The 26,717-nt window shown below is 60.1% G+C and carries 30 protein-coding genes; 14 read left to right on the top strand and 16 right to left on the bottom strand.

Annotation, left to right across the window (positions count from 1 at the left end):
* Nucleotides 1–46: 46 nt before the first annotated feature.
* Together L6D63_RS14295 and L6D63_RS14300 are read right to left on the bottom strand one after the other, a co-directional pair.
* Nucleotides 47–529, bottom strand: coding sequence for a glutathione peroxidase (locus tag L6D63_RS14295; RefSeq protein WP_121183730.1), 483 nt, complete (start codon nt 527–529; stop codon nt 47–49).
* A gap of 123 nt (nt 530–652) precedes the next feature.
* Entirely contained in the window at nt 653–1,138 is a 486-nt protein-coding gene (locus L6D63_RS14300) for an FKBP-type peptidyl-prolyl cis-trans isomerase (protein ID WP_003221719.1), read from the bottom strand.
* Here L6D63_RS14300 and L6D63_RS14305 point away from each other — a divergent pair.
* Genes L6D63_RS14305 through L6D63_RS14315 form a run of 3 tightly spaced genes read left to right on the top strand, consistent with a single transcriptional unit; the run spans nt 1,137 to nt 4,499 of the window.
* The gene (locus L6D63_RS14305; RefSeq protein ID WP_236170350.1) at nt 1,137–1,433 is read left to right on the top strand and encodes a DUF3565 domain-containing protein; all 297 of its coding nucleotides are present in this window, start codon (nt 1,137–1,139) and stop codon (nt 1,431–1,433) included. The two genes, L6D63_RS14300 and L6D63_RS14305, sit on opposite strands and share 2 nt — an antisense overlap.
* A gap of 60 nt (nt 1,434–1,493) precedes the next feature.
* Nucleotides 1,494–3,593, top strand: a complete 2,100-nt coding sequence (pta, locus tag L6D63_RS14310; protein WP_047291738.1) for a phosphate acetyltransferase — start codon at nt 1,494–1,496, stop codon at nt 3,591–3,593.
* A complete protein-coding gene (locus L6D63_RS14315; RefSeq protein WP_047291737.1) occupies nt 3,594–4,499 on the top strand; it encodes an acyltransferase in 906 nt (301 codons plus the stop codon).
* 735 nt (nt 4,500–5,234) lie between these two features.
* On the opposite strand, the gene cysN is transcribed toward L6D63_RS14315, so the two are convergent.
* The 3 genes from cysN to L6D63_RS14330 all read right to left on the bottom strand — a co-directional run bounded on the left by cysN (nt 5,235) and on the right by L6D63_RS14330 (nt 9,080).
* On the bottom strand, nt 5,235–7,133 hold the full coding sequence (gene cysN / locus L6D63_RS14320; protein ID WP_131671456.1) for a sulfate adenylyltransferase subunit CysN: 1,899 nt from the start codon (nt 7,131–7,133) through the stop codon (nt 5,235–5,237).
* A 9-nt stretch (nt 7,134–7,142) separates the two neighbouring features.
* Nucleotides 7,143–8,060 carry a sulfate adenylyltransferase subunit CysD gene (gene cysD, locus L6D63_RS14325; protein ID WP_236170343.1) on the bottom strand — a complete coding sequence of 306 codons (918 nt, stop codon included), beginning with the start codon at nt 8,058–8,060 and terminating at the stop codon, nt 7,143–7,145.
* 261 nt (nt 8,061–8,321) lie between these two features.
* Nucleotides 8,322–9,080, bottom strand: a complete 759-nt coding sequence (locus tag L6D63_RS14330; protein WP_047291328.1) for a Nif3-like dinuclear metal center hexameric protein — start codon at nt 9,078–9,080, stop codon at nt 8,322–8,324.
* A gap of 103 nt (nt 9,081–9,183) precedes the next feature.
* Between L6D63_RS14330 and algW the strand changes: the two genes are divergently transcribed.
* Complete coding sequence (gene algW, locus L6D63_RS14335; protein ID WP_041072868.1) at nt 9,184–10,338, top strand: Do family serine endopeptidase AlgW; 1,155 nt, start codon at nt 9,184–9,186, stop codon at nt 10,336–10,338.
* Between the two features lie 122 nt (nt 10,339–10,460).
* On the opposite strand, the gene hisC is transcribed toward algW, so the two are convergent.
* The 10 genes from hisC to L6D63_RS14385 all read right to left on the bottom strand — a co-directional run bounded on the left by hisC (nt 10,461) and on the right by L6D63_RS14385 (nt 18,413).
* Nucleotides 10,461–11,513: a histidinol-phosphate transaminase gene (hisC, locus tag L6D63_RS14340; RefSeq protein WP_047291326.1), complete on the bottom strand. Its 1,053-nt coding sequence runs from the start codon at nt 11,511–11,513 to the stop codon at nt 10,461–10,463.
* 2 nt (nt 11,514–11,515) lie between these two features.
* The gene (hisD, locus tag L6D63_RS14345; RefSeq protein WP_047291324.1) at nt 11,516–12,841 is read right to left on the bottom strand and encodes a histidinol dehydrogenase; all 1,326 of its coding nucleotides are present in this window, start codon (nt 12,839–12,841) and stop codon (nt 11,516–11,518) included.
* Between the two features lie 125 nt (nt 12,842–12,966).
* Nucleotides 12,967–13,602, bottom strand: coding sequence for an ATP phosphoribosyltransferase (gene hisG, locus L6D63_RS14350; RefSeq protein WP_041072861.1), 636 nt, complete (start codon nt 13,600–13,602; stop codon nt 12,967–12,969).
* 126 nt (nt 13,603–13,728) lie between these two features.
* Entirely contained in the window at nt 13,729–14,994 is a 1,266-nt protein-coding gene (gene murA / locus L6D63_RS14355) for a UDP-N-acetylglucosamine 1-carboxyvinyltransferase (protein WP_047291321.1), read from the bottom strand.
* Nucleotides 14,995–15,016: 22 nt separating this feature from the next.
* Complete coding sequence (locus L6D63_RS14360) at nt 15,017–15,256, bottom strand: BolA family protein (RefSeq protein ID WP_007953556.1); 240 nt, start codon at nt 15,254–15,256, stop codon at nt 15,017–15,019.
* A gap of 116 nt (nt 15,257–15,372) precedes the next feature.
* A complete protein-coding gene (locus tag L6D63_RS14365) occupies nt 15,373–15,678 on the bottom strand; it encodes an STAS domain-containing protein (RefSeq protein ID WP_041072857.1) in 306 nt (101 codons plus the stop codon).
* A complete protein-coding gene (locus tag L6D63_RS14370; protein ID WP_041072855.1) occupies nt 15,675–16,328 on the bottom strand; it encodes an MlaC/ttg2D family ABC transporter substrate-binding protein in 654 nt (217 codons plus the stop codon). The genes L6D63_RS14365 and L6D63_RS14370 overlap by 4 nt, the downstream gene beginning before the upstream one ends.
* An 11-nt stretch (nt 16,329–16,339) precedes the next feature.
* Nucleotides 16,340–16,807 (bottom strand): outer membrane lipid asymmetry maintenance protein MlaD, encoded by a 468-nt coding sequence (gene mlaD, locus L6D63_RS14375; RefSeq protein WP_007967220.1) that lies wholly within the window; start codon nt 16,805–16,807, stop codon nt 16,340–16,342.
* Nucleotides 16,807–17,604, bottom strand: coding sequence for a lipid asymmetry maintenance ABC transporter permease subunit MlaE (mlaE, locus tag L6D63_RS14380; RefSeq protein ID WP_025109452.1), 798 nt, complete (start codon nt 17,602–17,604; stop codon nt 16,807–16,809). Before mlaE ends, mlaD begins: the two co-directional genes overlap by 1 nt.
* Nucleotides 17,604–18,413 carry an ATP-binding cassette domain-containing protein gene (locus L6D63_RS14385; protein WP_047291316.1) on the bottom strand — a complete coding sequence of 270 codons (810 nt, stop codon included), beginning with the start codon at nt 18,411–18,413 and terminating at the stop codon, nt 17,604–17,606. Before L6D63_RS14385 ends, mlaE begins: the two co-directional genes overlap by 1 nt.
* Nucleotides 18,414–18,688: 275 nt before the next feature.
* Between L6D63_RS14385 and L6D63_RS14390 the strand changes: the two genes are divergently transcribed.
* The 10 genes from L6D63_RS14390 (at nt 18,689) to L6D63_RS14435 (ending at nt 25,717) form a co-directional block, all read left to right on the top strand.
* Nucleotides 18,689–19,663: a KpsF/GutQ family sugar-phosphate isomerase gene (locus L6D63_RS14390; protein WP_027610849.1), complete on the top strand. Its 975-nt coding sequence runs from the start codon at nt 18,689–18,691 to the stop codon at nt 19,661–19,663.
* A complete protein-coding gene (locus tag L6D63_RS14395; RefSeq protein ID WP_007967216.1) occupies nt 19,663–20,187 on the top strand; it encodes a KdsC family phosphatase in 525 nt (174 codons plus the stop codon). Before L6D63_RS14390 ends, L6D63_RS14395 begins: the two co-directional genes overlap by 1 nt.
* An 8-nt stretch (nt 20,188–20,195) precedes the next feature.
* Nucleotides 20,196–20,768 (top strand): LPS export ABC transporter periplasmic protein LptC, encoded by a 573-nt coding sequence (gene lptC / locus L6D63_RS14400; RefSeq protein ID WP_041072852.1) that lies wholly within the window; start codon nt 20,196–20,198, stop codon nt 20,766–20,768.
* Entirely contained in the window at nt 20,755–21,300 is a 546-nt protein-coding gene (gene lptA, locus L6D63_RS14405; RefSeq protein ID WP_025109456.1) for a lipopolysaccharide transport periplasmic protein LptA, read from the top strand. Before lptC ends, lptA begins: the two co-directional genes overlap by 14 nt.
* Entirely contained in the window at nt 21,300–22,025 is a 726-nt protein-coding gene (gene lptB, locus L6D63_RS14410) for an LPS export ABC transporter ATP-binding protein (protein WP_041072850.1), read from the top strand. Before lptA ends, lptB begins: the two co-directional genes overlap by 1 nt.
* Before the next feature lie 188 nt (nt 22,026–22,213).
* A complete protein-coding gene (locus tag L6D63_RS14415; RefSeq protein ID WP_131671454.1) occupies nt 22,214–23,707 on the top strand; it encodes an RNA polymerase factor sigma-54 in 1,494 nt (497 codons plus the stop codon).
* Between the two features lie 73 nt (nt 23,708–23,780).
* Entirely contained in the window at nt 23,781–24,089 is a 309-nt protein-coding gene (gene hpf, locus L6D63_RS14420; protein WP_025109458.1) for a ribosome hibernation-promoting factor, HPF/YfiA family, read from the top strand.
* A gap of 12 nt (nt 24,090–24,101) precedes the next feature.
* Nucleotides 24,102–24,566, top strand: a complete 465-nt coding sequence (gene ptsN / locus L6D63_RS14425; RefSeq protein ID WP_041072845.1) for a PTS IIA-like nitrogen regulatory protein PtsN — start codon at nt 24,102–24,104, stop codon at nt 24,564–24,566.
* 2 nt (nt 24,567–24,568) lie between these two features.
* Entirely contained in the window at nt 24,569–25,426 is an 858-nt protein-coding gene (gene rapZ, locus L6D63_RS14430) for an RNase adapter RapZ (RefSeq protein ID WP_047291309.1), read from the top strand.
* 15 nt (nt 25,427–25,441) lie between these two features.
* Nucleotides 25,442–25,717 (top strand): HPr family phosphocarrier protein, encoded by a 276-nt coding sequence (locus tag L6D63_RS14435; RefSeq protein ID WP_047291306.1) that lies wholly within the window; start codon nt 25,442–25,444, stop codon nt 25,715–25,717.
* Nucleotides 25,718–25,809: 92 nt separating this feature from the next.
* Here the strand turns inward: L6D63_RS14435 and L6D63_RS14440 are convergent, their stop codons facing one another.
* The gene (locus L6D63_RS14440; protein ID WP_047291303.1) at nt 25,810–26,703 is read right to left on the bottom strand and encodes a ZIP family metal transporter; all 894 of its coding nucleotides are present in this window, start codon (nt 26,701–26,703) and stop codon (nt 25,810–25,812) included.
* Nucleotides 26,704–26,717 lie beyond the last annotated feature (14 nt).

Genomic DNA, 26,717 nt, shown 5'->3' on the forward strand with positions numbered 1-26,717 from the left:
TCCTTGTAGGAGCTGCCGCAGGCTGCGATCTTTTGCTCTGACTATTTCAGCCCAGCGCTTTTTCAATCGCGTGAACGATGGTCGGATCATCCGGCGCCGTACGCGGCGAAAACCGCGCCAGCACCCGGCCGTCCTTGCCAAGCAGAAATTTCTCGAAGTTCCAGGTGATATCACCCGGAAACTCCGCGCCCTCGCCCGCCAGCAAACGGTACAGTTGATGGCGCTCGTGACCATTGACTTCGAGCTTGCTCGACAACGGAAATGTCACTCCGTAGTTGAGGCTGCAGAACTCTTGAATTTCCTGTTCGCTACCGGGTTCCTGGCCGGCAAACTGGTTGCACGGCAGGCCCAGCACACTGAAGCCTTTGTCTTTGAATTGCTGATAGAGGTTTTCCAGTGCCGCGTACTGTGGAGTCAAGCCGCATTTGGAGGCGACGTTGACCACCAGCACGACTTGGCCCTTGAACGGCGCCAGCGGTAGCTCCTGACCATCCAGGGCTGTCAACTTAAGGTCGTGAAAAGCACTCATGACGTACTCCAGGATTCCCGTGTTCTACTCGAAACAGCCACTTGGCGAGGCCACCAAGGACAGCCGCGGACTAAAAAGGCGCCCGCAGGCGCCTCTCCAGTACTCGAAGCTTAGCGCAGAAAATCAGTGGTGATGGCCACCTTCGCCATGGACGTGACCATGCGCGACTTCTTCCTGGCTGGCGTCACGGACAGCAACGACCTTCACTTTGAAGTTCAGGCGCTGACCGGCCAGTGGGTGGTTACCGTCAACGGTGACATCGTCGCCGTCCAGGTCACGGATGGTCACGATCTGCATCTGGCCGTCCGGCGCCGAAGCGTGGAACTGCATGCCGACTTCCAGCTCGTCAACGCCTTCGAACATGCTGCGGCTCAGGGTGCTGACCAGTTCGGCAGCGTATTCGCCGTAAGCGTCTTCCGGCTCAACGGACACTTCCAGCTCGTCACCAACAGCCTTGCCTTCCAGCGCTTTTTCCAGGCCCGGGATGATGTTGCCTGCGCCTTGCAGGTAAACCAGCGGAGCGCCGCCGGCGGAGCTGTCGATGACCTCACCAGCGTCGTTGGTCAGGGTATAGTCGATAGAGACAGCCTTGTTGGCGGCGATCAGCATGGGGCGAAACCTTTTGTATAAGAATATAGAAAGACCCAGTTTAGCGAAGCAATCGCGCGAAAGCGAACACAACCCGGACAAACGGGAATCAACGATCACCGGCTTCCATCAGGACGAGGAGGGTCACTGGGTGGCCGAGCTATCCTGTGGCCACACCCAGCACGTGCGTCATCAGCCGCCCTGGCAATCGCGCGCGTGGATCCTTGACCCGGCAAAACGTGTTGAAAAAATAGGCCAACCCTTTACCTGCGGTTGGTGCGCACAAGGCTCGGTTAGCGATAACCTTGGCGACTGAATTTCGGTAGGCGGTCACATATAGATCGCCACCCTTGCCATGCACCCTCAGAGAATCCGCATGCAAACTTTTTTTATCGCACCCACCGATTTTGGTGTGGGTCTGACCTCCATCAGCCTGGGGCTGGTGCGTACCCTGGAGCGGGCCGGACTGAAAGTCGGCTTCTTCAAACCGATTGCCCAGCCGCATCCCGGCGACACCGGCCCCGAGCGTTCCACCGAACTGGTGGCGCGCACCCACGGCCTGAAACCGCCGCAACCATTGGGCCTGGCCCACGTCGAGCGGATGCTCGGCGACGGTCAGCTCGATGAGCTGCTCGAAGAAATCATCGCCCTGTATCAGCAAGCGGCTGTCGGCAAGGACGTGCTGGTGGTCGAAGGCATGGTGCCGACCCGCAGCGCCAGCTACGCCGCGCGGGTCAATTTGCACCTGGCCAAAAGCCTGGATGCCGAGGTGATTCTGGTGTCGGCTCCGGAAAACGAAGTGCTCGCCGAACTCTCCGGCCGCGTGGAATTGCAGGCGCAACTGTTCGGCGGTCCGAAAGATCCGAAAGTCCTCGGCGTGATCCTCAACAAGGTCAAAACCGAGGAGAGCATGGAGGCCTTCGCCACGCGGCTGAAGGAGCATTCACCGTTGCTGCGCAGCGGTGACTTCCGCCTGCTCGGCTGCATTCCGTTCCAGCCCGAACTCAACGCCCCACGTACCCGCGACGTTGCCGACCTGATGGGCGCACAGGTACTCAATGCCGGCGATTATGAAACCCGGCGCATGACCAAAATCATTATCTGCGCGCGCACCATGCGCAACACCGTAGAACTGCTCAAGCCCGGCGTGCTGGTGGTAACCCCGGGCGATCGCGACGACATCATTCTTGCGGTCAGTCTTGCGGCGCTCAACGGCGTGCCATTGGCCGGGCTGTTGCTGACCAGTGACACCCTGCCCGATCCACGCATCATGGACTTGTGCCGTGGCGCGTTGCAGGCCGGTCTGCCGGTATTGTCGGTGAGCACCGGCTCCTACGACACCGCCAACCTGCTCAATGGCCTGAACAAGGAAATCCCCATTGATGACCGCGAGCGCGCGGAGATCATCACCGACTTCGTCGCCAGCCATCTCGACGCCAAGTGGTTGCACCAGCGCTGCGGCACCCCGCGGGAAATGCGCCTGTCGCCAGCGGTATTCCGCTATCAACTGATTCAACGGGCGCAGTCGGCAAACAAGCGCATCGTCCTGCCCGAAGGCAGCGAGCCGCTCACCGTGCAGGCGGCGGCGATCTGTCAGGAGCGCGGCATCGCCCGTTGCGTGTTGCTGGCCAAACCGGCGGACGTTGAAGCCGTGGCCCGCGCGCAAGGCATCGAGCTGCCGCCGGGGCTGGAGATTCTCGATCCGGACCTGATCCGCGAGCGCTATATCGAGCCGATGGTCGCCCTGCGCAAAAGCAAAAGCCTCAACGCGCCGATGGCCGAACAGCAACTGGAAGACACCGTGGTCATTGGCACCATGATGCTTGCGCTGGATGAAGTCGATGGTCTGGTGTCGGGCGTGATCAACACCACCGCCAACACCATCCGCCCGGCGCTGCAACTGATCAAGACCGCGCCGGGCTGCACGCTGGTGTCTTCGGTGTTCTTCATGCTGTTCCCCGAAGAAGTGCTGGTCTACGGCGACTGCGTGATGAATCCGCACCCAAGCGCAACTGAGCTGGCCGAGATCGCCCTGCAAAGCGCCGACTCGGCAGCGGCCTTCGGCATCACCCCGCGCGTGGCGATGATCAGTTACTCCAGCGGCGAATCGGCCAGCGGCGAAGAAGTCGAGAAAGTCCGCGAAGCCACCCTGCTCGCCCACGAGCAACAGCACTCGCTGCTGATCGACGGGCCGCTGCAATACGACGCCGCTGCCAACGCCGATGTGGCCCGGCAACTGGCGCCCAACAGCCAGGTGGCCGGCCGCGCCACGGTGTTCGTGTTCCCCGACCTGAACACCGGCAACACTACCCACAAAGCCGTGCAGCGCAGCGCCGACTGCGTCAGCCTCGGCCCGATGCTGCAAGGCCTGCGCAAACCGGTGAACGACCTGCCGCGCGGCGCGCAGGTCGACGACATCGTCTACACCATCGCCCTGACCGCGATTCAAGCCGCCAACCGACCTATGGATGTGTAAATGCTGGACTTCCTGCCCGCCCCGATTCGCGGCGTGATCGCCGCACTGCTGTTGGCGCTCAATACGATTCTGCTGTGCTCGTTTCTGTTCTGTGTGGCGCTGATCAAAGTGCTGCCCTTCGACCTCGCCCGCCGCGCCTCGCTGTGGCTGATGAGCCACACCCACGAAGCCTGGATCAGTAACAACAAGGGCTGGATGAACTTGGTACGCCGCACCCGCTGGCACATCAGCGGCTTGCAAGGCCTGGATTACAAACACTCGTATTTGATCACCAGCAACCACCAGAGCTGGGTCGACATTCTGGTGCTGCAATACGTGCTCAACCGGCGTATCCAGCCGCTGAAATTCTTCCTCAAGCAGGAGCTGATCTGGGTCCCGGTGATTGGCTTGGCGTGGTGGGCGCTGGGCTTTCCGTTCATGAAACGCTACTCCAAGGCCTATCTGGAAAAACACCCGGAGAAGAAAGGCAAAGACCTGGAAACCACGCGCAAGACCTGCGCGAAGTTTCGCGACAACCCGGTGGGGATTTTCAACTTTGTCGAAGGCACACGCTTCACCGAAGGCAAGCACGCGCAGCAGCAATCACCGTTCAAATACCTGCTCAAGCCCAAGGCTGGCGGCATCGCCTTTGTGCTGGATGCGATGGGTGAGCAGCTTGAGTCGATCGTCAACGTGACCATTCACTACCCGGGCGGGCGCCCGGGGTTCTGGGACCTGCTGTGCGGCAACGTGCGCGACGTGGTAGTGCACTTTGAAGAACTGAAAATCCCGCCGGCCTTCATCGGCAAGAACTACGACCAGGACGGCGAATACCGTCTGCAGTTTCAGGGCTGGATCAATCAGCTGTGGCAGGACAAGGATGCGCTGCTGGAGCAGATGCACTGCGAATTCCCGAACCGGCACTAACCTTGTGGAAGCCAGCCTGTTGGCGATGGCCGAGATCAGCAAGCGTCATTGGTGAATGACACACCGCCATCGCTGGCAGGCCAGCTCCCACAGTTGGATTGGGTGCGTTCAGTTAGGGATTGGTCGGCTGGCAGGCCGCCTTCGCTGGCAAGCCAGCTCCCACAATTGGGTTGGGTGTGTTCAGTTAGGTATCGGTCGGCTGGTAGGCCAGCTCCCACAAAATCAAGATCAAAAGATCGCAGCCTGCGGCAGCTCCTACAGGGAAGATAATACAACCCGCACGCGGCGCATGCCGCCCCACTCCAGGATGAGCGCAAGCTCGGCTGCAGCTCTTGATCTTGATCCACGGGCGACGTTGGACGACTGAGCGAAGGGATTGATCCGGGGGTGGGAGCGCAGCGACCGTTTGGCGCAGCCAAACACAGCGAGAGGAGGTGCAGCGAAGCAAACCGTAGGCGCTGCCCCCGGATCAATCCCGCAGCGAAGGGACCCCGAGCCCCAGCGAGCGGGCCGAACGCAGGAGCAAGCCTTTTAGGTTACCTTTTCGGCGTTTGGAAAAGGTGACTCGCCGTAAGGGCGAAACCCTAAGCAGCCGTTACCGCAGCAACGGATATGTACTCAATCAACAAGAGCATGGTCGGCCCAAAAGCCGCCACCGCCGAAAACCAAATCGCCCCCAATAAAAAAGCCCGCCGATGATCACTCATCCGCAGGCCTTTCATTTCCGGCAAACGCTTAAATCGCGCCACGCTTGCGCAGCAGATCCAACACCTGCTTGACGCTCTCTTCCAGCGACAGCGACTGCGTGTCGATCACCAGATCAGCATTCAGCGGCACGTCATACGGGAACGACTCACCCGGAATATTATCGCCACCCGCAGCATACAAGCCCTGCGGATCACGCTCGGCACACACCGCCGGCGAAGCCTGCACATAAACCGTCAGCAGACGCTCCTTGCCGATCAGCTCCCTGGCCTGCTCGCGACCTTCAGCACTCGGCGCAACAAACGCCGCCAGGGTCAACAGACCGGCTTCGTTGAACTGACGCGCCACATGTGCGGCACGACGCCAGTTCTCGGTACGACCGGCACGATCCTGCGGCAGACCTTTGTTCAGGTCGTGACGCAGATTCTGACCATCCAGCACAAACACCGCACGGCCCATGTCGAACAACTTGCGCTCGACCGCATAGGCCAGCGTGCTCTTGCCCGCGCCCGACAGACCGCTGAACAGCACGGTAGCCGGTTGCTGGCCAAAGCGCTGGGCACGTTCTTCGGTAGCAACGTGGGCCAGTTTGCCGTGGTGGGTGGCCGTGCCGTGGCTCAGTGGCTGAGCGACGATCATGCCGGCGCCAACGGTGCCGTTGGTCAGACGATCGATAACGATGAACGCACCGGTGGTGCGGTTACTGTCGTAACCGTCGAGGGCGATCGGCGCGTCGAGCGCGATCTTCACCTTGCCGATTTCGTTGAGCTGCAACGCGCTCGCCGGACCTTCTTCGAGGGTGTTCACGTCGACCTTGTTGACGATGCTGGCAATCGAGCCCGGCACGTAACTGGTGGCGCGTTTGATGTCGTATTTCTTGCCCGGCAGCATCGGCTCTTCAGCCATCCACACCAGCATCGCTTCGAAGCTGTCGGTGACCGGCGGCACGTTGTCGGCATGCACCAGCAAGTCGCCACGGGAGATGTCGATTTCGTCTTCCATGGTCAGCGTCACCGCTTGACCAGGACCGGCCTGCTCCAGCTCACCTTCGAAGGTAACGATGGATTTGACACGGCTGCTCTTGCCCGACGGCAGAACCACCACTTCGTCGCCCTTGTGCACGATGCCGCTGGCGAGGGTGCCGGCGAAGCCGCGGAAGTTCAGGTTCGGACGGTTGACGTATTGCACCGGGAAACGCAGATCGGTGAAGTTGCGATCGCCCGACACCTCCACGGTCTCGAGAATTTCCATCAGCGACTGGCCGGTGTACCACGGCGAGCGCTCGGACTTGTTCACCACGTTGTCGCCCTTGAGAGCAGACATCGGCACGAAGTGCATGCTGGTCGGCTTCATCTTCAAGCCTTCGGCGAACTTCAGGTAGTCGGCCTTGATCGACTCGAACACACCTTCATCAAAGTCTTTCAGGTCCATCTTGTTGATGGCGACGACGATGTGCTTGATGCCCAGCAACGAGGCGATGAAGCTGTGGCGACGGGTCTGGGTCTGCACGCCGTAACGCGCGTCGACCAGGATGATCGCCAGGTCACAGGTGGATGCACCGGTGGCCATGTTGCGGGTGTACTGCTCATGGCCGGGGGTGTCGGCGATGATGAACTTGCGCTTGGCGGTGGAGAAGTAGCGGTAGGCGACATCGATGGTGATGCCCTGCTCACGCTCGGCCTGCAGGCCGTCGACCAGCAACGCCAGGTCGATGTCGTCACCGGTGGTGCCGACTTTCTTCGAATCGCGGGTAATGGCTTCCAGATGATCTTCGTAGATCATCTTGGAGTCGTGCAGCAGGCGCCCGATCAGGGTACTTTTGCCGTCGTCGACGTTACCGCAGGTCAAAAAGCGCAGCAGCTCTTTACGTTCGTGCTGGCCCAGGTAGGCGAGGATGTCCTCGCTGATCAAATCAGATGCGTGCGACATGACAACCCCTTAGAAATAGCCTTGACGTTTTTTATCTTCCATCGAGCCGGCGCCATCGTGGTCGATGACCCGGCCCTGGCGCTCGGAAGTTCGCGTCAGGAGCATTTCCTGAATGATGTCCGTGAGGCTTTCGGCCTCGGACTCCACCGCGCCCGTCAACGGGTAGCAGCCAAGGGTACGGAAACGCACTTTCTTTTTGACGATACGCGCCTTGTCCTCGTCGGACAGATGCTCAAGGATGCGCTCGTCGTCGATCATGATCAGCGTGCCGTTCTTCTCAATCACTTCGCGTTCGGCGGCGAAGTACAGCGGCACGATCGGGATGCCTTCGAGGTAGATGTACTGCCAGATGTCCAGTTCGGTCCAGTTCGACAACGGGAATACGCGAATGGATTCGCCCTTGTTGACCTTGCCGTTGTAGACGTTCCACAGCTCCGGACGCTGATTCTTCGGGTCCCAGCGGTGCTTGCTGTCGCGGAACGAATACACGCGCTCCTTGGAGCGGGACTTCTCTTCATCACGACGGGCACCACCGAACGCGGCGTCGAAACCATGCTTGTCGAGTGCCTGCTTCAGGCCCTCGGTCTTCATGATGTCGGTGTGCTTGGCGCTGCCATGGGTGAACGGGTTGATGTTCTGCGCCACGCCATCGGGGTTGATGTGGGTGATCAGATCCAGGCCCAGCTCTTCGACCATCTTGTCGCGGAACTTGTACATCTCCTGGAATTTCCAGCGAGTGTCGACGTGCATCACCGGAAACGGCAGTTTGCCCGGGAAGAACGCCTTGCGTGCCAGGTGCAGCATCACGGCGGAGTCTTTACCGATGGAGTACAGCATCACCGGGTTGTCGAACTCGGCGGCCACCTCGCGGATGATGTGGATGCTTTCCGCCTCCAGCTGTTTCAGATGCGTCAGTTTGTCGACCATGGCTACTCACGAAAGCTTTCTTATGAACGGCCAGCGGGCCGTGTTCGAGCGGGGAATCCTAGCACAGCGCCCTCTTCTAATCAGGACGCCAACTAGATCGAAAGGGCATATGAATATGCCCACCGGTTTGCCCCACTAACCCTGTAGGAGCTGCCGAAGGCTGCGATCTTTTGATCTTGCTTTTAAAAGACAACGTCAAAAGATCGCAGCCTTCGGCAGCTCCTACAGGACAACATCTTAGATCAGGCTCGCCGGGAGTCGTCAGATCGGGTTCGGGCAGTCGATGAAGATGTGTTCCAGAGCAAAACGTTTTGCCAGGTAGTCGCCCAGCGCCTGCACTCCATAGCGCTCGGTGGCATGGTGGCCGGCGGCGATGAAGCTGATGTCGTTTTCCCGGGCGCTGTGGAAGGTCTGCTCGGAGGCTTCGCCACTGAGGAACAGATCAACGCCCGCCGCCACGCCCTGATCGATATAGCCCTGCCCGCCACCGGTGCACCAGCCGACCCGGCGAATCATCGCACTGCCTTCGACCAGCAGTGGCTCGCGCCCCATGACATCCTGAACCTTGCGCGCGAAATCACGCGGGGTCATGGGCTCGTTCAACGAGCCGACCAGCCCGACGATCTTCAGGTTGTCCGGGTCCAACGGCCCTTCGACGGTGATGTCCAGTTGACGCGCCAACTGCACGTTGTTGCCGACCTCCGGGTGCAGGTCCAGTGGCAGGTGATAAGCGAGCAGACTGATGTCGTGCTTGAGCAGGGTCTTCAGGCGGCGTTGCTTCATGCCGGTGATGCACGGGTTTTCGCCTTTCCAGAAATAGCCGTGATGCACCAGTATCAGATCGGCTTCGGCTTCCACCGCAGCATCGAGCAAGGCCTGACTGGCGGTGACGCCACTGACAATGCGCATCACCTGCGGACGACCTTCGACCTGCAGGCCATTGGGGCAATAATCGGCGATTTTCGCACTGCCGAGGTAACGGTCGGCTTCTTCGACCAGGGTGCTGAGGGCGACAGCCATGAAAGACTCCTAAATATCCCGTTCAGAGGCGCGCGCGGCCTCGTATAATGCGCGACATTATCGGCGGTCTGCCCCCGCCTGCAACTTTTCCAGGACGTGCTTAATGCTCAAGGCGCTGCGTTTTTTTGGCTGGCCGCTGTTGGCCGGCGTGCTTATCGCTCTGTTGATTATTCAGCGTTACCCGCAGTGGGTCGGGCTTCCGAGCCTCGACGTCAACCTGCAACAGGCCCCGCAAACCACCAGTGTGCAGCAGGGCCCGGTGTCCTATGCCGACGCGGTGACCATCGCCGCACCGTCGGTGGTCAACCTCTACACCACCAAAGTCATCAACAAACCGGCGCACCCGCTGTTTGAGGATCCGCAGTTCCGGCGCTTCTTCGGTGACAACTCGCCGAAGCAGAAACGCATGGAATCGAGCCTCGGTTCCGGCGTGATCATGAGCCCGGAAGGCTACATCCTGACCAACAACCATGTAACCACCGGCGCCGATCAGATCGTCGTGGCGCTCAAGGACGGTCGCGAAACCCTCGCCCGCGTCATCGGCAGCGACCCGGAAACCGACCTCGCGGTGTTGAAGATTGACCTGAAAAACCTCCCGGCGATCACCGTCGGCCGCTCCGACAACATCCGTATCGGCGACGTCGCGCTGGCCATCGGCAACCCGTTCGGCGTCGGCCAGACCGTGACCATGGGCATCATCAGCGCCACCGGGCGCAACCAGTTGGGCCTGAACAACTACGAAGACTTCATCCAGACCGACGCGGCGATCAACCCGGGCAACTCCGGCGGCGCACTGGTCGATGCCAACGGCAACCTCACCGGCATCAACACCGCGATCTTCTCCAAGTCCGGCGGCTCGCAGGGCATCGGTTTTGCGATCCCGGTGAAACTGGCGATGGAAGTGATGAAGTCGATCATCGAGCACGGTCAGGTGATACGTGGCTGGCTCGGTATTGAAGTGCAGCCGCTGACTCAGGAGCTGGCCGAGTCGTTTGGCCTGTCCGGGCGTCCGGGAATTGTCGTGGCGGGAATCTTCCGCGATGGCCCGGCACAGAAGGCCGGCCTGCAGCTGGGTGACGTGATTCTGAGTATCGACGGCGAACCGGCGGGTGATGGCCGCAAGTCGATGAACCAGGTGGCGCGGATCAAGCCGACTGACAAGGTCACGATTCAAGTGATGCGCAATGGCAAGGAGCTCAAGCTGACCGCGGAAATCGGCCTGCGTCCACCGCCGGCGCCGGTCAAGGAAGAAGAGTAAACACCAACCCAAAAACACTGTGGGAGCGAGCTTGCTCGCGAAGAGGCCGGCACATTCAACATCGTTATTGAATGGCCAAGCGCTTTCGCGAGCAGGCTCGCTCCCACAGGTTCAGCGGCGGTTTAGAGGTCGCCGAGGCCGTCGATCAGCGCCTGATTCTGCTCCGGCGTACCGATCGAAATCCGCAGGAACTGGGCAATCCGCTCCTGCTTGAAGTGACGCACGATCACGCCCTGCTCGCGCAGCCTGGCCGCCAGCCCTGCCGCATCGTGTTGCGGGTGACGGGCAAAGATGAAGTTCGCCGCCGACGGCAGCACTTCGAAACCCTTGGCCTGCAATTGCGCGATGACCCACTCACGACTTTCGATGACCAGACGGCACGTCTTGTCGAAGTACTCGCGATCCTCGAACGCGGCCGCCGCCCCGACAATCGCCAGACGATCCAGCGGATAGGAGTTGAAGCTGTTCTTGATGCGCTCCAGCGCTTCGATCAGATCCGGATGCCCCACCGCCAGGCCGACGCGCAGTCCGGCCAGCGAGCGCGACTTGGACAGGGTCTGGGTCACCAGCAGGTTCGGATAACGATCCACCAGGCTGATCGCCGTTTCGCCGCCAAAGTCGATGTAGGCCTCATCCACCACGACCACCGAATCCGGGCTGGCCTTGAGGATCTGCTCGACCGCCTCCAGCGCCAACAGGCAACCGGTGGGTGCGTTCGGGTTGGGGAATATGATCCCGCCGTTGGGTTTGGCGTAGTCCGCCGGGTTGATCTGGAACTGTGCGTCCAGCGGCACGGCGTCGAACTGGATGCCGTACAGACCGCAATACACCGGATAGAAGCTGTAGCTGATGTCCGGAAACAGCAGCGGCTGCTCGTGTTGCAGCAGACCGTGGAAGATGTGCGCAAGCACTTCGTCCGAACCGTTGCCGAGGAACACCTGATTGCTCTGCACGCCGTAGTAGTGGGCGACGGCGGTTTTCAGCAGATCGCTGTTCGGGTCCGGGTACAGGCGCAGATTGTCGTTGAGTTCGGTCTGCATCGCCGCCAGGGCTTTGGGCGACGGGCCATACGGATTTTCGTTGGTGTTGAGCTTGACCAGTCTGGTCAGCTTCGGCTGTTCGCCCGGCACATAGGGCACCAGATCCTTGACGAACGGGCTCCAGAATTTACTCATGTTCAATTCCCCTTCACTTCGTCTTTGATGCGGTATTCGGCACTGCGTGCGTGCGCGCTCAGGGATTCGCCACGGGCCAGCACCGAAGCGGTCTTGCCCAGCTCGGAAGCACCGGCCTCGGAGCAGAAGATGATCGACGAACGTTTCTGGAAGTCGTACACGCCCAGCGGTGAGGAGAAACGCGCGGTGCCGGAGGTTGGCAGCACGTGGTTCGGGCCGGCGCAGTAATCACCCAGCGCTTCAGAGGTGTGGCGGCCCATGAAGATCGCGCCGGCGTGGCGAATCTGCGGCAGCCAGGCCTGCGGATCAGCGACTGACAACTCAAGGTGTTCCGGAGCAATGCGGTTGGCGACTTCGATGGCTTGCGCCATGTCCTTCACGTGAATCAACGCACCACGGCCATTGATCGAGGTTTCGATGATGGTTGCGCGGTCCATGGTCGGCAGCAGTTTGTCGATGCTCGCCGCGACCTTGTCGAGGAACTCGGCGTCGGGACTGACCAGAATCGCCTGCGCGTCTTCGTCGTGCTCGGCCTGGGAGAACAGGTCCATGGCGATCCAGTCCGGATCGGTCTGGCCGTCGCACACTACGAGAATTTCCGAGGGGCCGGCGATCATGTCGATGCCGACCTGACCGAATACGTGGCGTTTGGCAGTGGCGACATAGATGTTGCCCGGGCCGACCACTTTGTCCACCTGCGGCACGCTTTCGGTGCCGTAAGCCAGTGCGGCAACCGCTTGTGCGCCGCCAATGGTGAACACCCGGTCAACGCCGGCAATGCACGCCGCCGCCAGCACCAGCTCATTGATTTCACCGCGCGGGGTCGGCACCACCATGACCACTTCGGCCACGCCGGCAACCTTGGCCGGAATCGCGTTCATCAACACCGACGACGGGTATGACGCCTTGCCGCCCGGCACGTACAGGCCGGCGCGATCCAGCGGCGTAACCTTCTGGCCGAGCACGGTGCCGTCGGCCTCGGTGTAGCTCCAGGAGTCCTGTTTCTGTTTTTCGTGGTAGCTGCGCACCCGCGCCGCGGCTTTTTCCAGCGCTTCGCGCTGTGCCACGGTGATGCGAGTCAGGGCCAGTTCCAGACGCTCGCGCGGCAGGATCAGGTCAGCCATCGAGGCGACTTCGAGACCGTCGAATTTCTGGGTGAACTCGACCAGCGCGGCGTCACCGCGTTCGCGCACCGCCTTGATGATGTCCAGCACGCGCTGATTGACCGAGTCGTCAGACACACTTTCCCAGCTCAGCAGATGATCCAGATGATGCGCGAAATCCGGGTCAGCAGCGTTGAGTCGGCGAATTGCAGTCGGTGCGGTCATAGCGAGAGCCTCATAGGAATGGCAAAAACTCAGGCGCCCTAACTTAGCAGTCGTTTCCGCTTGGGCACCTGAGATTCTGGCTATGAGGCGGATAGACGGGCGCGACTCAAGGTCGCGCAGGTACATCAGCCGCGGTGTCGCGATTCCACTGCCGTGCGCAGGGTATCGATCAACGCCTGGATTCGGGCGTGTTGCATCTTCATCGAAGCCTTGTTGACCACCAGGCGCGAGCTGATCGTCGCGATCAGTTCCTGAGGTTCCAGGCCGTTGGCGCGCAGTGTGTTGCCGGTGTCGACCACGTCGATGATCTTGTCGGCCAGACCGATCAGCGGCGCCAGCTCCATCGAGCCGTAGAGCTTGATGATGTCGACCTGACGGCCCTGCTCGGCGTAGTAGCGCTTGGCAACGTTGACGAACTTGGTCGCCACGCGCAAACGGCCCTTGGGCTCGGCTGCGCCGATCTTGCCGGCCGTCATCAGCTTGCACTGGGCAATCTGCAGATCCAGCGGCTCGTAGAGGCCCTGGCCGGTGTATTCCATCAGCACGTCTTTACCGGCGACGCCGAGGTCGGCCGCGCCATGCTCGACATAGGTCGGCACGTCGGTGGCACGCACGATCAACAGACGTACGTCATCCTGAGTGGTGGGGATGATCAGTTTGCGGCTCTTGTCCGGATTCTCGGTCGGCACGATGCCGGCTTCGGCGAGAAGCGGCAGGGTATCGTCAAGGATGCGGCCCTTGGACAGTGCGATGGTCAACATGGGAAACGTCAGTCCTTATCAAGGTACTCATGTCCGGTCGCAATCGGCGCCGGACACACATCGAGCCGGATACCGGCTCGACTCGAAACAAATTCAGTGGACACCTCCCTGTGCCCAGTGCAGCGACTAGCCCGGAACGCGACGGATCTTGGCGCCCAGCATCTGCAGTTTTTCTTCGATGCACTCGTAACCACGGTCGATGTGGTAGATGCGGTCGATCAGGGTATCGCCTTCGGCCACCAGGGCCGAGATGACCAGACTCGCCGAAGCACGCAGGTCGGTGGCCATCACTGGCGCGCCCTTCAGCACTTCAGTACCGGTGACGATCGCAGTGTTGCCTTCGACCTGGATTTTGGCGCCCATGCGGTGCAGTTCGTACACGTGCATGAAACGGTTTTCGAAGATCGTCTCGATTACCGCACCGGTGCCTTCGGCAATGGCGTTGAGCGAGATGAACTGCGCCTGCATGTCGGTCGGGAACGCCGGGTACGGCGCTGTGCGCACGTTGACCGCTTTCGGGCGCTTGCCGTGCATGTTCAGCTCGATCCAGTCGTCACCGCTGGTGACTTCAGCGCCGGCTTCACGGAGCTTTTCCAGAACGGCTTCGAGGATGGTCGGATCGGTGTCCTTGACCTTCACACGGCCACCGGTGACCGCTGCGGCCACCAGGTAGGTGCCGGTTTCGATACGGTCAGGCATGACTTTGTAGAAGCACGAGCCCAGGCGCTCGACGCCATCGATGGTAATGGTGTCGGTACCAGCGCCGGAAACCTTGGCGCCCATGGCGTTGAGGAAGTTCGCCAGGTCAACCACTTCCGGCTCGCGCGCAGCGTTCTGCAGCACGCTGCGGCCCTTGGCGAGGGCTGCAGCCATCATGATGTTTTCGGTACCGGTCACACTGACGGTATCGAAGAAGAAGCTTGCGCCGCGCAGGCCACCTTCAGGCGCCTTGGCCTTGATGTAGCCGCCTTCGACGTCAATCACCGCGCCCATGGCTTCGAGACCACGGATGTGCAGGTCAACCGGGCGCGAACCGATGGCGCAACCGCCAGGCAGGGCGACTTCGGCTTCACCGAAACGGGCAACCATCGGCCCCAGAACCAGGATCGAGGCACGCATGGTTTTCACCAGTTCGTACGGCGCGATCAGGGTCTTGATGGTGCGTGGGTCGATTTCAACGCTGAGTTTCTCGTCGATCACAGGCTCGATGCCCATGCGACCGAACAGCTCGATCATGGTGGTGATGTCGTGCAGGTGCGGCAGGTTGCCAACGGTCACCGGGCCATCGCACAGCAGGGTGGCGGCCAGAATCGGCAGGGCGGAGTTCTTCGCCCCGGAGATACGGATTTCGCCATCAAGACGAACGCCACCGGTAATAATCAATTTATCCATAAGAATCTCGACGCCCTAGGGCTCAGGTGCGCTCGGCCCAGGCCGCGCTGCTGAAAAATTTCATAGTGACCGCGTGGATGCTGCCATCAGCGATCCAAGGGTTCAAATGGGCATAGATGCTTTGCTGACGCTTGACCGGGCTCAACGCCGCCAGTTCATCACTAATCACGTTCAGCTGGAAGTTGCAGCCTTCGCCTTCAACTTCCACCTGCGTTCCTGGCAGCTTTCCTTCAAGGAAGCTCTTCACTTCTACGGCCTGCATGCTCAACCTCAATCGGCGCCCTGTGCGCACGGGTCGGACATCATACAAAAAAGCCCCGCGCCTGCGAACCCCGCATTGGCAGGACTCTGACGGGGGGCTTGTTTGTCGATGCGGGTTCAGGGGTGCGCCAGCAACTCGGTCAGTTCGCTGACCTGAGCGATTTCGCGCATGTCTTCCGGCATCGCGCGGATGCTGACAGCCTTGCCGGCCGCCCGGGCATCGCGCATGAAGCACAGCAGCAAGGACAAGCCGACGCTGCTGGACTTCTTCACTGCCGAACAATCAATCACCAGCGATGCCGCCTTGCTGGACTTGATCAGCGCCTGGCCTTCCTTGCGCAGGTCGGGGCCTGTGCGATAGTCCAGCACTCCGCTGAGCAATAGCTCGTCGACATCACTCATACGAACTGCCGCCTCATTCATTGCGCTGGCTTCTCGGCAGCTTTCTCGGTGGTTTCCTTGGCCTTGGCCACTTCGCCAGCCCAATTGTTGATGGTCTTGTCCAGATCGTTGCCATTGCGCTGCATCGCATCCGCGAACTGATCACGGAACAGCTTGCCGATGTTGATGCCGTTGATGATCACGTTGCGCAGCTTCCACTCGCCGTTGATCTTCTCCAGCGTGTACTGCACCGGATAGATCGCGCCGTTGCTGCCCTTGACGGTCATGCCGACGCTGGTGCGATCGCCCGATTCATCCTTGGCCGGATCAACCGTGATGCCCTGATTGTTGTATTCGAGCAAGGCATTGCCGTAGAACTGGAACAGGCCTTTCTTGAAGTTTTCCTGGAAGGTCTGCATCTGCGCAGGCGTGGCCTTGCGCGAATACTTGACCGTCATGATGCTCTTGGAAATGCCCTCGGCATCCACTACCGGGCCGACGATATTGTTCAAAGCGGCATAGAAATCAGCCGGATCCTGCTTGTATTTCGCTTTATTGGCCGACAGGTCGGCCAGCATCCGGTTCGTGGTGTCCTGAACCAGATCGTGCGCCGATTGCCCGGGCGCAGCGTTAGCCAGCAGTGGCAGTGTCGCGAGCAACACCAACAGGCCACGTCGCAAGGTAGAGATCATTCAAAAGCTCCTCATTTGGCGTCTTTGCTAACGGTATTGAGCAGGAATTTACCGATCAGGTCTTCCAGTACCAGAGACGACTGCGTGTCGTGGATGGTTCCACCATCCTTCAGACGAGTGTCCTCCCCACCCACGCTGATACCGATGTACTTCTCGCCCAACAGGCCAGCGGTCAGGATAGACGCTGTGGAGTCGGTCGGCAGGTTGTCGACCTTTTTATCCACTTGCAGGGTGACCCGACCGGTGAAGCTGTCGCGATCCAGATCGATGGCCGTGACCTTGCCGATGGTTACACCGGCCATGGTCACTTTGGCTCTGACCGTCAAACCGGCGATATTGTCGAAGTAGGCATACAGCTTATAGGTGTCGGTGGTCGAGGTCGGAGACAGGCCACTGACCCGCAGCGCCAGCAGCAACAAGGCCAGGATCCCTGCCAGCAGGAACAGGCCGACACCGATTTCCAGGGTGCGGTTTTGCATCAGAAATCTCCAAACATCAAAGCGGTCAGAATAAAGTCCAGGCCGAGCACTGCCAGCGAGGCAAACACCACGGTCTTGGTGGTGGCACGACTGATCCCCTCGGAAGTGGGCTCACAGTCATAGCCTTGGAATACGGCAATCCAGGTCACTACAAAGGCAAAAACAATACTTTTGATCACGCCGTTGAGCACGTCACTGGTGAAATTCACGCTGTTCTGCATGTTCGCCCAATAAGAGCCTTCATACACACCCAGCCAGTCGACAGCCACCCACGAACCACCCCAGATGCCGACCACGCTGAAAATCATCGCCAGCACCGGCAGGGAAATGAAACCGGCCCACAGGCGCGGAGCAATGATGTACTTGAGCGGGTCGACGCCGATCATTTCCAGGCTGGAAAGCTGTTCGGTGGACTTCATGTTGCCGATTTCGGCCGTCAGCGCCGAACCGGCACGCCCGGCAAACAGCAGCGCCGTCACCACCGGACCCAATTCACGCAGCAAAGTCAGGGCGACCATCTGCCCCACTGCCTGCTCCGAACCGTAGCTCGACAGAATACTGAAGCCCTGCAGCGCCAGCACCATGCCGATGAAAATCCCGGAGACGACGATGATCACCAGCGACATCACGCCAACCGAATGCAGTTGCTTGACCAGCAGACCAAAACCGCCGCTGATGCCGCCACGACCGAGCAGGGCGTGAAACAGGAACAGGGTCGCGCGGCCAAACACCGCCACGGCGTCGATCGCCGTCTCGCCGAAGCGGCGGACGCGTTCTATCAATGAAATTCTGCGCATCAGCGCTTCCCCAGAAGATCTGCGCGGTAATCCGTCGCTGGAAAATGGTACGGCACCGGGCCATCGGGGTTGCCGGTCATGAACTGGCGAATACGCGGTTCATCCGAGTTCATCAATTCGTCCGGCGTGCCCTGTCCCAGCACCTGACCATCACCCACGACATAGATGTAGTCAGCGATGCTCGCGGTTTCGGCCAGGTCGTGGGAAACCACAATGCTGGTAATGCCCAGCGCATCGTTGAGCAGACGGATCAGGCGCACCAGTACGCCCATGGCGATCGGATCCTGACCAACGAAAGGCTCGTCATACATGAGGATCTGCGGATCGAGCGCGATCGCCCGCGCCAGCGCCACGCGACGCTTCATGCCGCCCGACAGTTCGTCAGGCATCAACTCGATCGCGCCGCGCAGTCCAACCGCCTGCAATTTGAGCAGGACGATGTCGCGGATCATCTCGTCCGGTAATTGGGTATGAACCCGCAGGGGGAAAGCGACGTTCTCGAAGACATCGAGATCGGTGAACAGCGCGCCACTCTGAAACAGCACGCCCATGTGCTTTCGCGCATCGAACAGATCACTGCGCGACAGCGACGGCAGGTTCTGACCGTTGACCCAGACTTCCCCGCTGGAGGGCCGTAATTGCGCGCCCATCAATCGCAGCAGCGTGGTCTTGCCACACCCGGAAGGCCCCATGATGCCGGTAACCTTGCCGCGCGGGATGCGAATATCGACGTTATTGAAAATGCTGCGCGCACCGCGCTTGAAGGAGACTCCCTTCAGCTCGACCGCGTAGGCGTTATCGGCACTCATCTAAACTCCTTGCGATGCAGCCTCTCACTCGGACGCCTGGCTTTCCGCAGAAAGCACATACCTCCCGGGCAGGCCGAACTGGCGGCGAACTATATCACTGCAAACGCCAAGCGCCCAAGGCCCATGCCCTTCCGCGTTCAACGATATGACAGGCCCGATGGCACTTTTTCAGGGTTTTGGTTGCCAGGAATGACAAAGCTCGACGAACTTGCGTGAGGCTTTTCAACATAACCGCTATAATCGCCGCCTTTTCATCGGGCTATACGATTTCTGACATGAGCCAATCCAGCGACCTGATTCAATCGGCACAACGCACCATCCGCCTCGAAGTGGAAGCCGTACAAGGCTTGTTGCCCCATATCGACGCCGATTTCGTACGCGCTTGCGAGATGATTCTGGCCAGCAAGGGCCGTGTGGTCGTGGTCGGCATGGGCAAATCCGGGCACGTCGGCAACAAGATTGCCGCGACCCTGGCCAGCACCGGCACCCCGGCATTTTTTGTTCATCCAGCCGAAGCCAGCCACGGCGACATGGGCATGATCACCCGCGATGACGTGATCCTCGCCCTCTCCAACTCCGGCTCGACCAACGAAATCGTCACCCTGTTGCCGTTGATCAAGCGCCTGGGCATCCAGTTGATCAGCCTGACCGGCAATCCACAGTCACCGCTGGCCAAGGCCGCCGAAGTCAATCTCAACGTTCACGTCGAGCACGAAGCCTGCCCGCTGAACCTGGCACCGACTTCCTCGACCACCGCTGCGCTGGTCATGGGCGATGCCCTGGCCGTGGCGCTGCTGGAAGCCCGGGGTTTTACCGCCGAAGATTTTGCTTTCTCCCACCCGGGCGGCGCCCTGGGTCGACGCCTGTTGCTGAAAGTGGAAAACGTCATGCACGCCGGCCAGGAGCTGCCGCAAGTGCAACGCGGTACCCTGCTCAAGGACGCGCTCATGGAAATGACCCGCAAGGGCCTGGGCATGACCGCGATCGTTGAAGCCGATGGCAAACTCGCCGGGATCTTCACCGACGGCGACTTGCGCCGCACCCTGGATCGCAGCATCGACATCCGCAGCGCCACCATCGACCAGGTCATGACCGCACACGGCAAGACCGCACGGCCGGAGATGCTCGCCGCCGAAGCGCTGAAAATCATGGAAGACCACCGAATCAACGCACTGGTGGTCGTGGACGAAGAAGATCGCCCGATCGGCGCCTTCAACCTCTCCGATCTGCTGCGTGCAGGAGTGATGTAATGACAACCGATCTGCTGCAACGCGGCAAAGCGATCAAACTGGCGGTGTTCGACGTCGATGGCGTCCTCACCGACGGGCGCCTGTACTTCCTCGAAGACGGCAGCGAATTCAAGACCTTCAACACCCTCGACGGCCAGGGCATCAAGATGCTGATGAATGCCGGCGTAGAAACCGCCATCATCAGCGGCCGCAAGACGCCGGTGGTCGAGCGCCGGGCGAAGAACCTCGGCATCCCGCACCTGTTTCAGGGCCGCGAAGACAAATTGGTGGTTCTGGACGGCCTATTGGCGCAACTGGGCCTAAGCTATGAACAGGTCGCCTACCTCGGTGACGACCTGCCTGACCTGCCGGTGATCCGCCGCGTAGGCTTGGGCATGGCCGTGGCCAATGCTGCCGACTTCGTGCGCGAACACGCCCATGGCGTCACTCGGGCCCGCGGTGGCGAAGGTGCCGCCCGCGAATTCTGCGAATTGATCCTGCGCGCCCAGGGCCGCCTCGATGCGGCCAACGCCGCGTACCTGTGAGCCAAACCATGTTTAGCAAAAAATTTCGCAACTTCCTGTTGTTCGGCTGTATCGCTGCCCTGTTCGCAGCGGTCGGCTACTGGAACATCAGCCCTGAACGGTTCCTCGACAAACCTGTGACCAAGGTCGAAGACACCGCCATCGACTGGTACGCCACGAACACGCATACCCTGCAATACCTTCCGGACGGCAAGGTGCAGTACGAAATGACGTCGGACAAGGCCGAGCATCTGAAAGCGACGGACGTGACACTGGTCACCAAACCCGACCTCAACATGTTCCGCGGCACAGACTTTCCGTGGCACGTGACCAGCGAGCGTGGCGAAGTGAACCCGGACGGAACCCAGGTAGAACTGATCGACTCGGTACGCATCAAGCGCACCGATGAAAAGAACCGCGACACCCTGATCACCAGCACCCGCATGACGGTGTTCCCTCAGCAGCAATATGCGCAGACCGAGCAACCCGTTAGAATCGACGGCGCTGGCGGTGTATCGACTGGCGTGGGAATGAAGGCGTATTTGAAGGAAAGCAGGATACACCTGCAATCGAACGTAAGAGGACAGTATGAGGCTCGTTAAAACCCTCCCTATTTTGCTCAGTCTGGGCGCAGCACTGGGAAGCGTGAGCGCCTGGGCTCTGCCGAACGATCAGCAGCAACCTATCCGCATTCAGGCCGACGACGCCCAACTGGACGACAAGAATGGCATCGCCACCTATAAAGGTGACGTGATCATCACCCAGGGTTCGATGATCGTTAAGGGCAATACGGTGACCATCACCCGTACCCCGACCGGCGACATCGACGTGGTGACCTCGGTGGGTAACCTTGCCTACTTCGAGCAGTTGCAAACCCAGGGTGACACCAAGCCTGTACAGGGCTGGGGCGTGACGATCCAGTATCACGCCGCGCAAAACCGCGTCGTGCTGATCGACAAGGCCAAGGTTGTCGACAAGGACAACAACACCACCCAGGGCGAGAAAATCGTCTATGACACGGTGAGAAAACTGGCCAGCGCCGGTCGCGCTACCGGCAACAAGGTCACCGAGACGCGTCCGCGCATCGACATGGTGATCCAGCCGAAGAAGAAAACCGACGAGAAAACCCAGTAATGGCAACTCTGAAAGCTCAGCACCTGGCCAAGGCCTATAAAAGCCGCCAGGTCGTGCGTGACGTCAGCCTGTCGATCGACAGCGGCCAGATCGTCGGCCTGCTCGGCCCGAACGGCGCCGGCAAGACCACCTGCTTCTACATGATCGTCGGCCTGGTGCAGGCCGATCAGGGCCGCGTACTGATCGACGATCTGGACGTCAGCCACCAGCCGATGCACGGTCGCGCCAAGGCCGGTATCGGCTATCTGCCGCAAGAAGCATCGATCTTCCGCAAACTGTCGGTGGCCGACAATATCATGGCGATCCTCGAGACTCGTCAGGAGCTCGACAAGGCCGGTCGTCGCAAGGAGCTGGAAAGCCTGCTGCAGGAGTTCCATATCAGCCACATCCGCGACAACCTCGGCATGAGCCTGTCCGGTGGTGAACGCCGTCGGGTGGAAATCGCCCGCGCCCTGGCGACCGCCCCGAAATTCATCCTGCTCGACGAACCGTTCGCCGGTGTCGACCCGATCTCGGTCGGCGACATCAAGCAGATCATCCATCACCTCAAGGCCAAGGGCATCGGTGTGCTGATCACCGACCATAACGTGCGTGAGACGCTGGATATCTGCGAGACCGCCTACATCGTCAACGACGGTCAACTGATCGCTGAAGGCGATGCGGCAACCATCCTTGCCAACGACTTGGTGAAGGAAGTGTACCTGGGCCACGAGTTCCGCCTCTAAAGCGCGAGCGCATTCGGCCAGCCGTCCGGGTGCTGTAACGTTGAAGCGCTTTTTTTATACGCTTTATTGTTACAGCGCTCTAGGCAAACACGACAGTTTCAGGCATATAATTTGCTTAAGTTTGGCGCTTCGGCGCCCTGTAGTGGATGGCGCATGCGCGCCGGCGAATAAGGTGTTAAGCCCCTGCCATGAAACCATCGCTAGTCTTGAGAATGGGCCAGCAGCTGACGATGACACCGCAGCTGCAACAGGCCATCCGCCTGCTCCAATTGTCGACCCTGGATCTGCAACAGGAAATCCAGGAGGCCCTGGAATCCAATCCGATGCTCGAGCGCCAGGAAGAAGGCGACGACTTCGACAACTCCGATCCATTGGCCGACAACGCCGAACAAAAACCCAACACCGAGATTCAGGAACCCTCCTATCAGGAAACCGCCCCGACGGTGGACAACCTGGAGGAAGGCGAATGGAACGAGCGCATTCCTAACGAATTGCCCGTCGATACCGCTTGGGAAGATGTCTACCAGACCAGCGCCAGCAGCCTGCCCAGCAGCGATGACGACGAGTGGGATTTCACCACCCGCACCTCCGCCGGGGAAAGCCTGCAAAGCCATCTGCTGTGGCAACTGAACCTGGCGCCGATGTCCGACACCGACCGCCTGATCGCCGTGACCCTGATCGATTGCATCAACAATCAGGGTTATCTCGACGAAACCCTCGAAGAAATTCTCGACGCCTTTGATCCGGAACTCGACATCGAGCTGGACGAGATCGAAGCCGTCCTGCACCGCATCCAGCAATTCGAACCCGCCGGCATCGGCGCGCGCAACCTCGGCGAATGCCTGTTGCTGCAACTGCGTCAGCTCCCGGCCAAGACTCCTTGGCTGACCGAAGCCAAGCGTCTGGTCAGCGATTACATCGATCTGCTTGGCAATCGCGACTACAGCCAGCTGATGCGACGCATGAAGCTCAAGGAAGACGAGCTGCGTCAGGTCATCGAGCTGGTGCAGAGCCTCAATCCGCGCCCGGGTTCACAGATCGAATCCACCGAAGCCGAGTACGTGGTGCCCGACGTGATTGTGCGCAAGGACAACGAACGCTGGCTGGTCGAGCTGAATCAGGAGTCGGTGCCTCGTCTGCGGGTCAATGCGCAGTACGCCGGGTTCGTGCGGCGCGCCGACACCAGCGCCGACAACACCTTCATGCGCAATCAGCTGCAGGAAGCGCGCTGGTTCATCAAGAGCCTGCAAAGCCGCAATGAAACCCTGATGAAGGTGGCCACCCAGATCGTCGAGCACCAACGTGGCTTCCTGGAATACGGCGACGAAGCCATGAAACCGTTGGTCCTGCATGACATCGCCGAGGCGGTCGGCATGCACGAATCGACGATTTCCCGGGTCACCACGCAGAAATTCATGCATACCCCTCGGGGCATTTATGAACTGAAATACTTTTTCTCCAGCCACGTCAGCACCTCTGAAGGCGGTGAATGCTCATCCACGGCGATCCGCGCGATCATCAAAAAACTGGTCGCGGCGGAAAATCAGAAAAAGCCATTGAGTGACAGCAAGATCGCTGGTTTACTGGAGGCACAAGGCATTCAGGTGGCTCGCCGCACCGTCGCCAAGTACCGTGAATCCCTCGGGATCGCGCCTTCGAGCGAACGCAAGCGGTTGATGTAAGCCACGTTACAGCGTTCCAGTGGCAGGCTATCCGGCCTGCCGCTTTATGCACTGGCAACGAAGGAGAAGCTGTATGCAAGTCAACATCAGTGGACACCAACTGGAAGTGACCGAACCTCTGCGCACCTACATCAACGAGAAACTCGAACGATTGGAGCGCCATTTCGACAAGATCACCAACGTGCAGGTCACGATGTGCGTCGAAAAGCTCAAGCAGAAAATCGAAGCCACCTTGCATATACCCGGCAGCGAAGTGGTCGCCAACGCAGAAGATACCGACATGTATGCTGCGATCGACTCACTGACCGACAAGCTGGATCGCCAACTCAAAAAGCATAAGGAAAAGACCCAGAGCCTCCTTCAGGGCGCAACCGGTCGTTAACACTCCCAACCCATGATCCGACTTGAAAGTATCCTGACCCCCGGCCGTTCCCTGGTGAACGTGCCGGGCGGCAGTAAAAAGAAAGCCCTCGAACAGATTGCCAACCTCATCCATAAAGAAGTGCCGGATCTGGCCATGCAGGATGTGTTCGATGCGCTGATCGCCCGTGAGAAACTCGGTTCCACCGGTTTCGGCAACGGCATCGCCATTCCCCACTGTCGCCTCAAAGGCTGCGAAGCGCCTATCAGCGCATTGATGCACCTTGATGCCCCCATTGATTTCGATGCCATCGACGGCGCTCCGGTTGACTTGCTGTTTGTCCTGCTGGTCCCGGAAGCGGCCACCGATGCTCACCTCGAATTACTGCGCCAGATCGCCAGCATGCTTGATCGCAAGGAAGTGCGCGAAAAACTGCGCAGCGCACCGAGTAACGAAGCCTTGTATCAGGTCGTCCTGAGCGAGCAGAACGGTCATTAATCATGCGTTTGATCATCGTCAGCGGCCGCTCCGGCTCGGGTAAAAGTACTGCCCTGGATGTCCTTGAGGACAACGGCTACTACTGCATCGACAACCTGCCGGCCGGCTTGCTGCCGGAACTCGCCGAACGCGCCCTGATTCATACCGAACTGGCCCAGCCGCTGGTGGCCGTGTCGATCGATGCACGCAATCTGCCGAGCCACCTGTCGCGTTTCCCCGAACTGCTTGAAGAAGTCCGCGCCCGCCACATCCAGTGCGATGTGCTGTATCTGGATGCTGACGAAGAAACCCTGCTCAAGCGCTTCTCGGAAACCCGCCGACGCCATCCGCTGAGCACTGCCAACCGCTCGCTGGCCGAAGCGATCAACGACGAAACTGCCCTGCTCGGCCCGATTGCCGACCTGGCCGACCTCAAGGTCAACACCACCAATCTGAATCTGTACCAGCTGCGTGACACCATCAAGTTGCGCCTGCTGAACCAACCGGAGCCGGGCACGGCGTTTCTGGTCGAGTCGTTCGGCTTCAAGCGCGGCATGCCGGTGGACGCGGATCTGGTGTTCGACGTGCGCTGCCTGCCCAACCCGTACTGGAAGCCGGAGCTACGCGCCCAATCGGGTCTCGATGCACCAGTCGCCGAATACCTGGCGGCGCAGCCGGAAGTCGAGGAGATGTATCAGGATATCTTCGGCTATCTGAATAAATGGCTGCCACGCTTTGCGGCGAGCAACCGCGCCTACGTCACCATTGCCATTGGCTGCACAGGTGGGCATCACCGCTCCGTTTACCTGACCGAACGCCTGGGTCAGGCCCTGCAGAAAACCCTGAAGAACGTCCAGGTTCGCCACCGCGACCTCACTTAAAGGATTCACACCGCGATGCCTGCTCTGGAAATCGAAATCATCAATAAACTGGGCCTGCATGCCCGAGCTTCGGCCAAGTTCGTCGGGGTGGCGGGTCAGTTCCCGGATTGCACGATCAGAGTGGGTCGTACACCAGAAACAACCGTGGACGGTAAAAGCATCATGGCGATGATGATGCTGGCTGCCGGCAAGGGCACGAAGATCTATCTGAGTACCGAAGGCCATCAGGAAAAAGAAGCGCTGGATGCGCTGGTGGCGTTGATCAACAACTACTTCGATGAGGGTGGTTGATCGTTAAAGATTAAAAGATCGCAGCCTGCGGCAGCTCCTACAGTGAACGCATTCCAATGCAGGAGCTGCCGCAGGCTGCGATCTTTTGATATTCAGCCCAATGCGGTATCCATCACCATCATCAGACAAAACCCGATCAGCAAGCCAAGACTGGCCAGCTTGTCATGACCATTGCGTCGCGACTCGGGGATCACCTCATGCGTCACTACCAGCAACATCGCTCCCGCGGCCAGCGCCAGCCCCAACGGCAACAACAACTCTGCCAGGCTGACCAGCCACGCACAGAGCAGCGCAAAAACCGGCTCGACCAGCCCTGACGCCGCACCGATCAAAAACGCCTTGACCCGCGACATCCCGGCCCCGGCCAACACCAGCGCAATCACTAACCCCTCTGGCACATCCTGCAAGGCGATGCCCATCGCCAGGCTGTCGGCATCCGGCATGCCGCCGCCAGCAGACACCCCCACCGCCATGCCTTCCGGGATGTTGTGGGCAATGATGGCAAACACGAACAGCCAGATCCGCGGCGCAATCACCGGGCGCTCAGGGGTACCGACGAGCATTTCCGGTGAGGCGCCGGACAGTTTCAGGTCCGCCAGATACAGACCGAATGCACCGAGCATGATGCCGAAGCAGATCAACCCGCTGGCAGCCCACGGTGTCAGGCCCAGACTTTCAGCAGCAGCGATACCTGGCACGATCAGCGAAAACGCAGTCGCCGCCAGCATCACGCCGGCGCCGAACCCCAACAGCGTATCGCTGAGCCTCTGCGGCATGCGCCGGATCACCAGCACCGGCACCGCGCCGAGCGCCGTGCCGAGGGCGCAAATCGCGCCACCCTGCAAGGCCCGCGACAGTTTCGGCTGCAGATCCAGCCACTCCAGCCCATGCGCCGCCAGCAAAGTCATGCCCGCCAGCAGCAACAGCGACCCGATCGCGTAACGAAACATGCGTCCACCGCCAGCCGCCAGTGTTTCAGTGCTCATAGTCAGCCTTGGAT

This window comes from Pseudomonas parakoreensis (genome assembly GCF_021602155.1).
Classification (GTDB): Bacteria; Pseudomonadota; Gammaproteobacteria; order Pseudomonadales; family Pseudomonadaceae; genus Aquipseudomonas; species Aquipseudomonas parakoreensis.

Excerpts from the sequence above, each read along its gene's own strand:
- L6D63_RS14295 (WP_121183730.1), bottom strand. The coding sequence starts at position 529 with ATGAGTGCTTTTCACGACCTTAAGTTGACAGCCCTGGATGGTCAGGAG.
- L6D63_RS14305 (WP_236170350.1), top strand. The coding sequence starts at position 1,137 with ATGGGGCGAAACCTTTTGTATAAGAATATAGAAAGACCCAGTTTAGCG.
- L6D63_RS14300 (WP_003221719.1), bottom strand. The coding sequence starts at position 1,138 with ATGCTGATCGCCGCCAACAAGGCTGTCTCTATCGACTATACCCTGACC.
- pta (WP_047291738.1), top strand. The coding sequence starts at position 1,494 with ATGCAAACTTTTTTTATCGCACCCACCGATTTTGGTGTGGGTCTGACC.
- L6D63_RS14315 (WP_047291737.1), top strand. The coding sequence starts at position 3,594 with ATGCTGGACTTCCTGCCCGCCCCGATTCGCGGCGTGATCGCCGCACTG.
- cysN (WP_131671456.1), bottom strand. The coding sequence starts at position 7,133 with ATGTCGCACGCATCTGATTTGATCAGCGAGGACATCCTCGCCTACCTG.
- cysD (WP_236170343.1), bottom strand. The coding sequence starts at position 8,060 with ATGGTCGACAAACTGACGCATCTGAAACAGCTGGAGGCGGAAAGCATC.
- L6D63_RS14330 (WP_047291328.1), bottom strand. The coding sequence starts at position 9,080 with ATGGCTGTCGCCCTCAGCACCCTGGTCGAAGAAGCCGACCGTTACCTC.
- algW (WP_041072868.1), top strand. The coding sequence starts at position 9,184 with ATGCTCAAGGCGCTGCGTTTTTTTGGCTGGCCGCTGTTGGCCGGCGTG.
- hisC (WP_047291326.1), bottom strand. The coding sequence starts at position 11,513 with ATGAGTAAATTCTGGAGCCCGTTCGTCAAGGATCTGGTGCCCTATGTG.
- hisD (WP_047291324.1), bottom strand. The coding sequence starts at position 12,841 with ATGACCGCACCGACTGCAATTCGCCGACTCAACGCTGCTGACCCGGAT.
- hisG (WP_041072861.1), bottom strand. The coding sequence starts at position 13,602 with ATGTTGACCATCGCACTGTCCAAGGGCCGCATCCTTGACGATACCCTG.
- murA (WP_047291321.1), bottom strand. The coding sequence starts at position 14,994 with ATGGATAAATTGATTATTACCGGTGGCGTTCGTCTTGATGGCGAAATC.
- L6D63_RS14360 (WP_007953556.1), bottom strand. The coding sequence starts at position 15,256 with ATGCAGGCCGTAGAAGTGAAGAGCTTCCTTGAAGGAAAGCTGCCAGGA.
- L6D63_RS14365 (WP_041072857.1), bottom strand. The coding sequence starts at position 15,678 with ATGAATGAGGCGGCAGTTCGTATGAGTGATGTCGACGAGCTATTGCTC.
- L6D63_RS14370 (WP_041072855.1), bottom strand. The coding sequence starts at position 16,328 with ATGATCTCTACCTTGCGACGTGGCCTGTTGGTGTTGCTCGCGACACTG.
- mlaD (WP_007967220.1), bottom strand. The coding sequence starts at position 16,807 with ATGCAAAACCGCACCCTGGAAATCGGTGTCGGCCTGTTCCTGCTGGCA.
- mlaE (WP_025109452.1), bottom strand. The coding sequence starts at position 17,604 with ATGCGCAGAATTTCATTGATAGAACGCGTCCGCCGCTTCGGCGAGACG.
- L6D63_RS14385 (WP_047291316.1), bottom strand. The coding sequence starts at position 18,413 with ATGAGTGCCGATAACGCCTACGCGGTCGAGCTGAAGGGAGTCTCCTTC.
- L6D63_RS14390 (WP_027610849.1), top strand. The coding sequence starts at position 18,689 with ATGAGCCAATCCAGCGACCTGATTCAATCGGCACAACGCACCATCCGC.
- L6D63_RS14395 (WP_007967216.1), top strand. The coding sequence starts at position 19,663 with ATGACAACCGATCTGCTGCAACGCGGCAAAGCGATCAAACTGGCGGTG.
- lptC (WP_041072852.1), top strand. The coding sequence starts at position 20,196 with ATGTTTAGCAAAAAATTTCGCAACTTCCTGTTGTTCGGCTGTATCGCT.
- lptA (WP_025109456.1), top strand. The coding sequence starts at position 20,755 with ATGAGGCTCGTTAAAACCCTCCCTATTTTGCTCAGTCTGGGCGCAGCA.
- lptB (WP_041072850.1), top strand. The coding sequence starts at position 21,300 with ATGGCAACTCTGAAAGCTCAGCACCTGGCCAAGGCCTATAAAAGCCGC.
- L6D63_RS14415 (WP_131671454.1), top strand. The coding sequence starts at position 22,214 with ATGAAACCATCGCTAGTCTTGAGAATGGGCCAGCAGCTGACGATGACA.
- hpf (WP_025109458.1), top strand. The coding sequence starts at position 23,781 with ATGCAAGTCAACATCAGTGGACACCAACTGGAAGTGACCGAACCTCTG.
- ptsN (WP_041072845.1), top strand. The coding sequence starts at position 24,102 with ATGATCCGACTTGAAAGTATCCTGACCCCCGGCCGTTCCCTGGTGAAC.
- rapZ (WP_047291309.1), top strand. The coding sequence starts at position 24,569 with ATGCGTTTGATCATCGTCAGCGGCCGCTCCGGCTCGGGTAAAAGTACT.
- L6D63_RS14435 (WP_047291306.1), top strand. The coding sequence starts at position 25,442 with ATGCCTGCTCTGGAAATCGAAATCATCAATAAACTGGGCCTGCATGCC.
- L6D63_RS14440 (WP_047291303.1), bottom strand. The coding sequence starts at position 26,703 with ATGAGCACTGAAACACTGGCGGCTGGCGGTGGACGCATGTTTCGTTAC.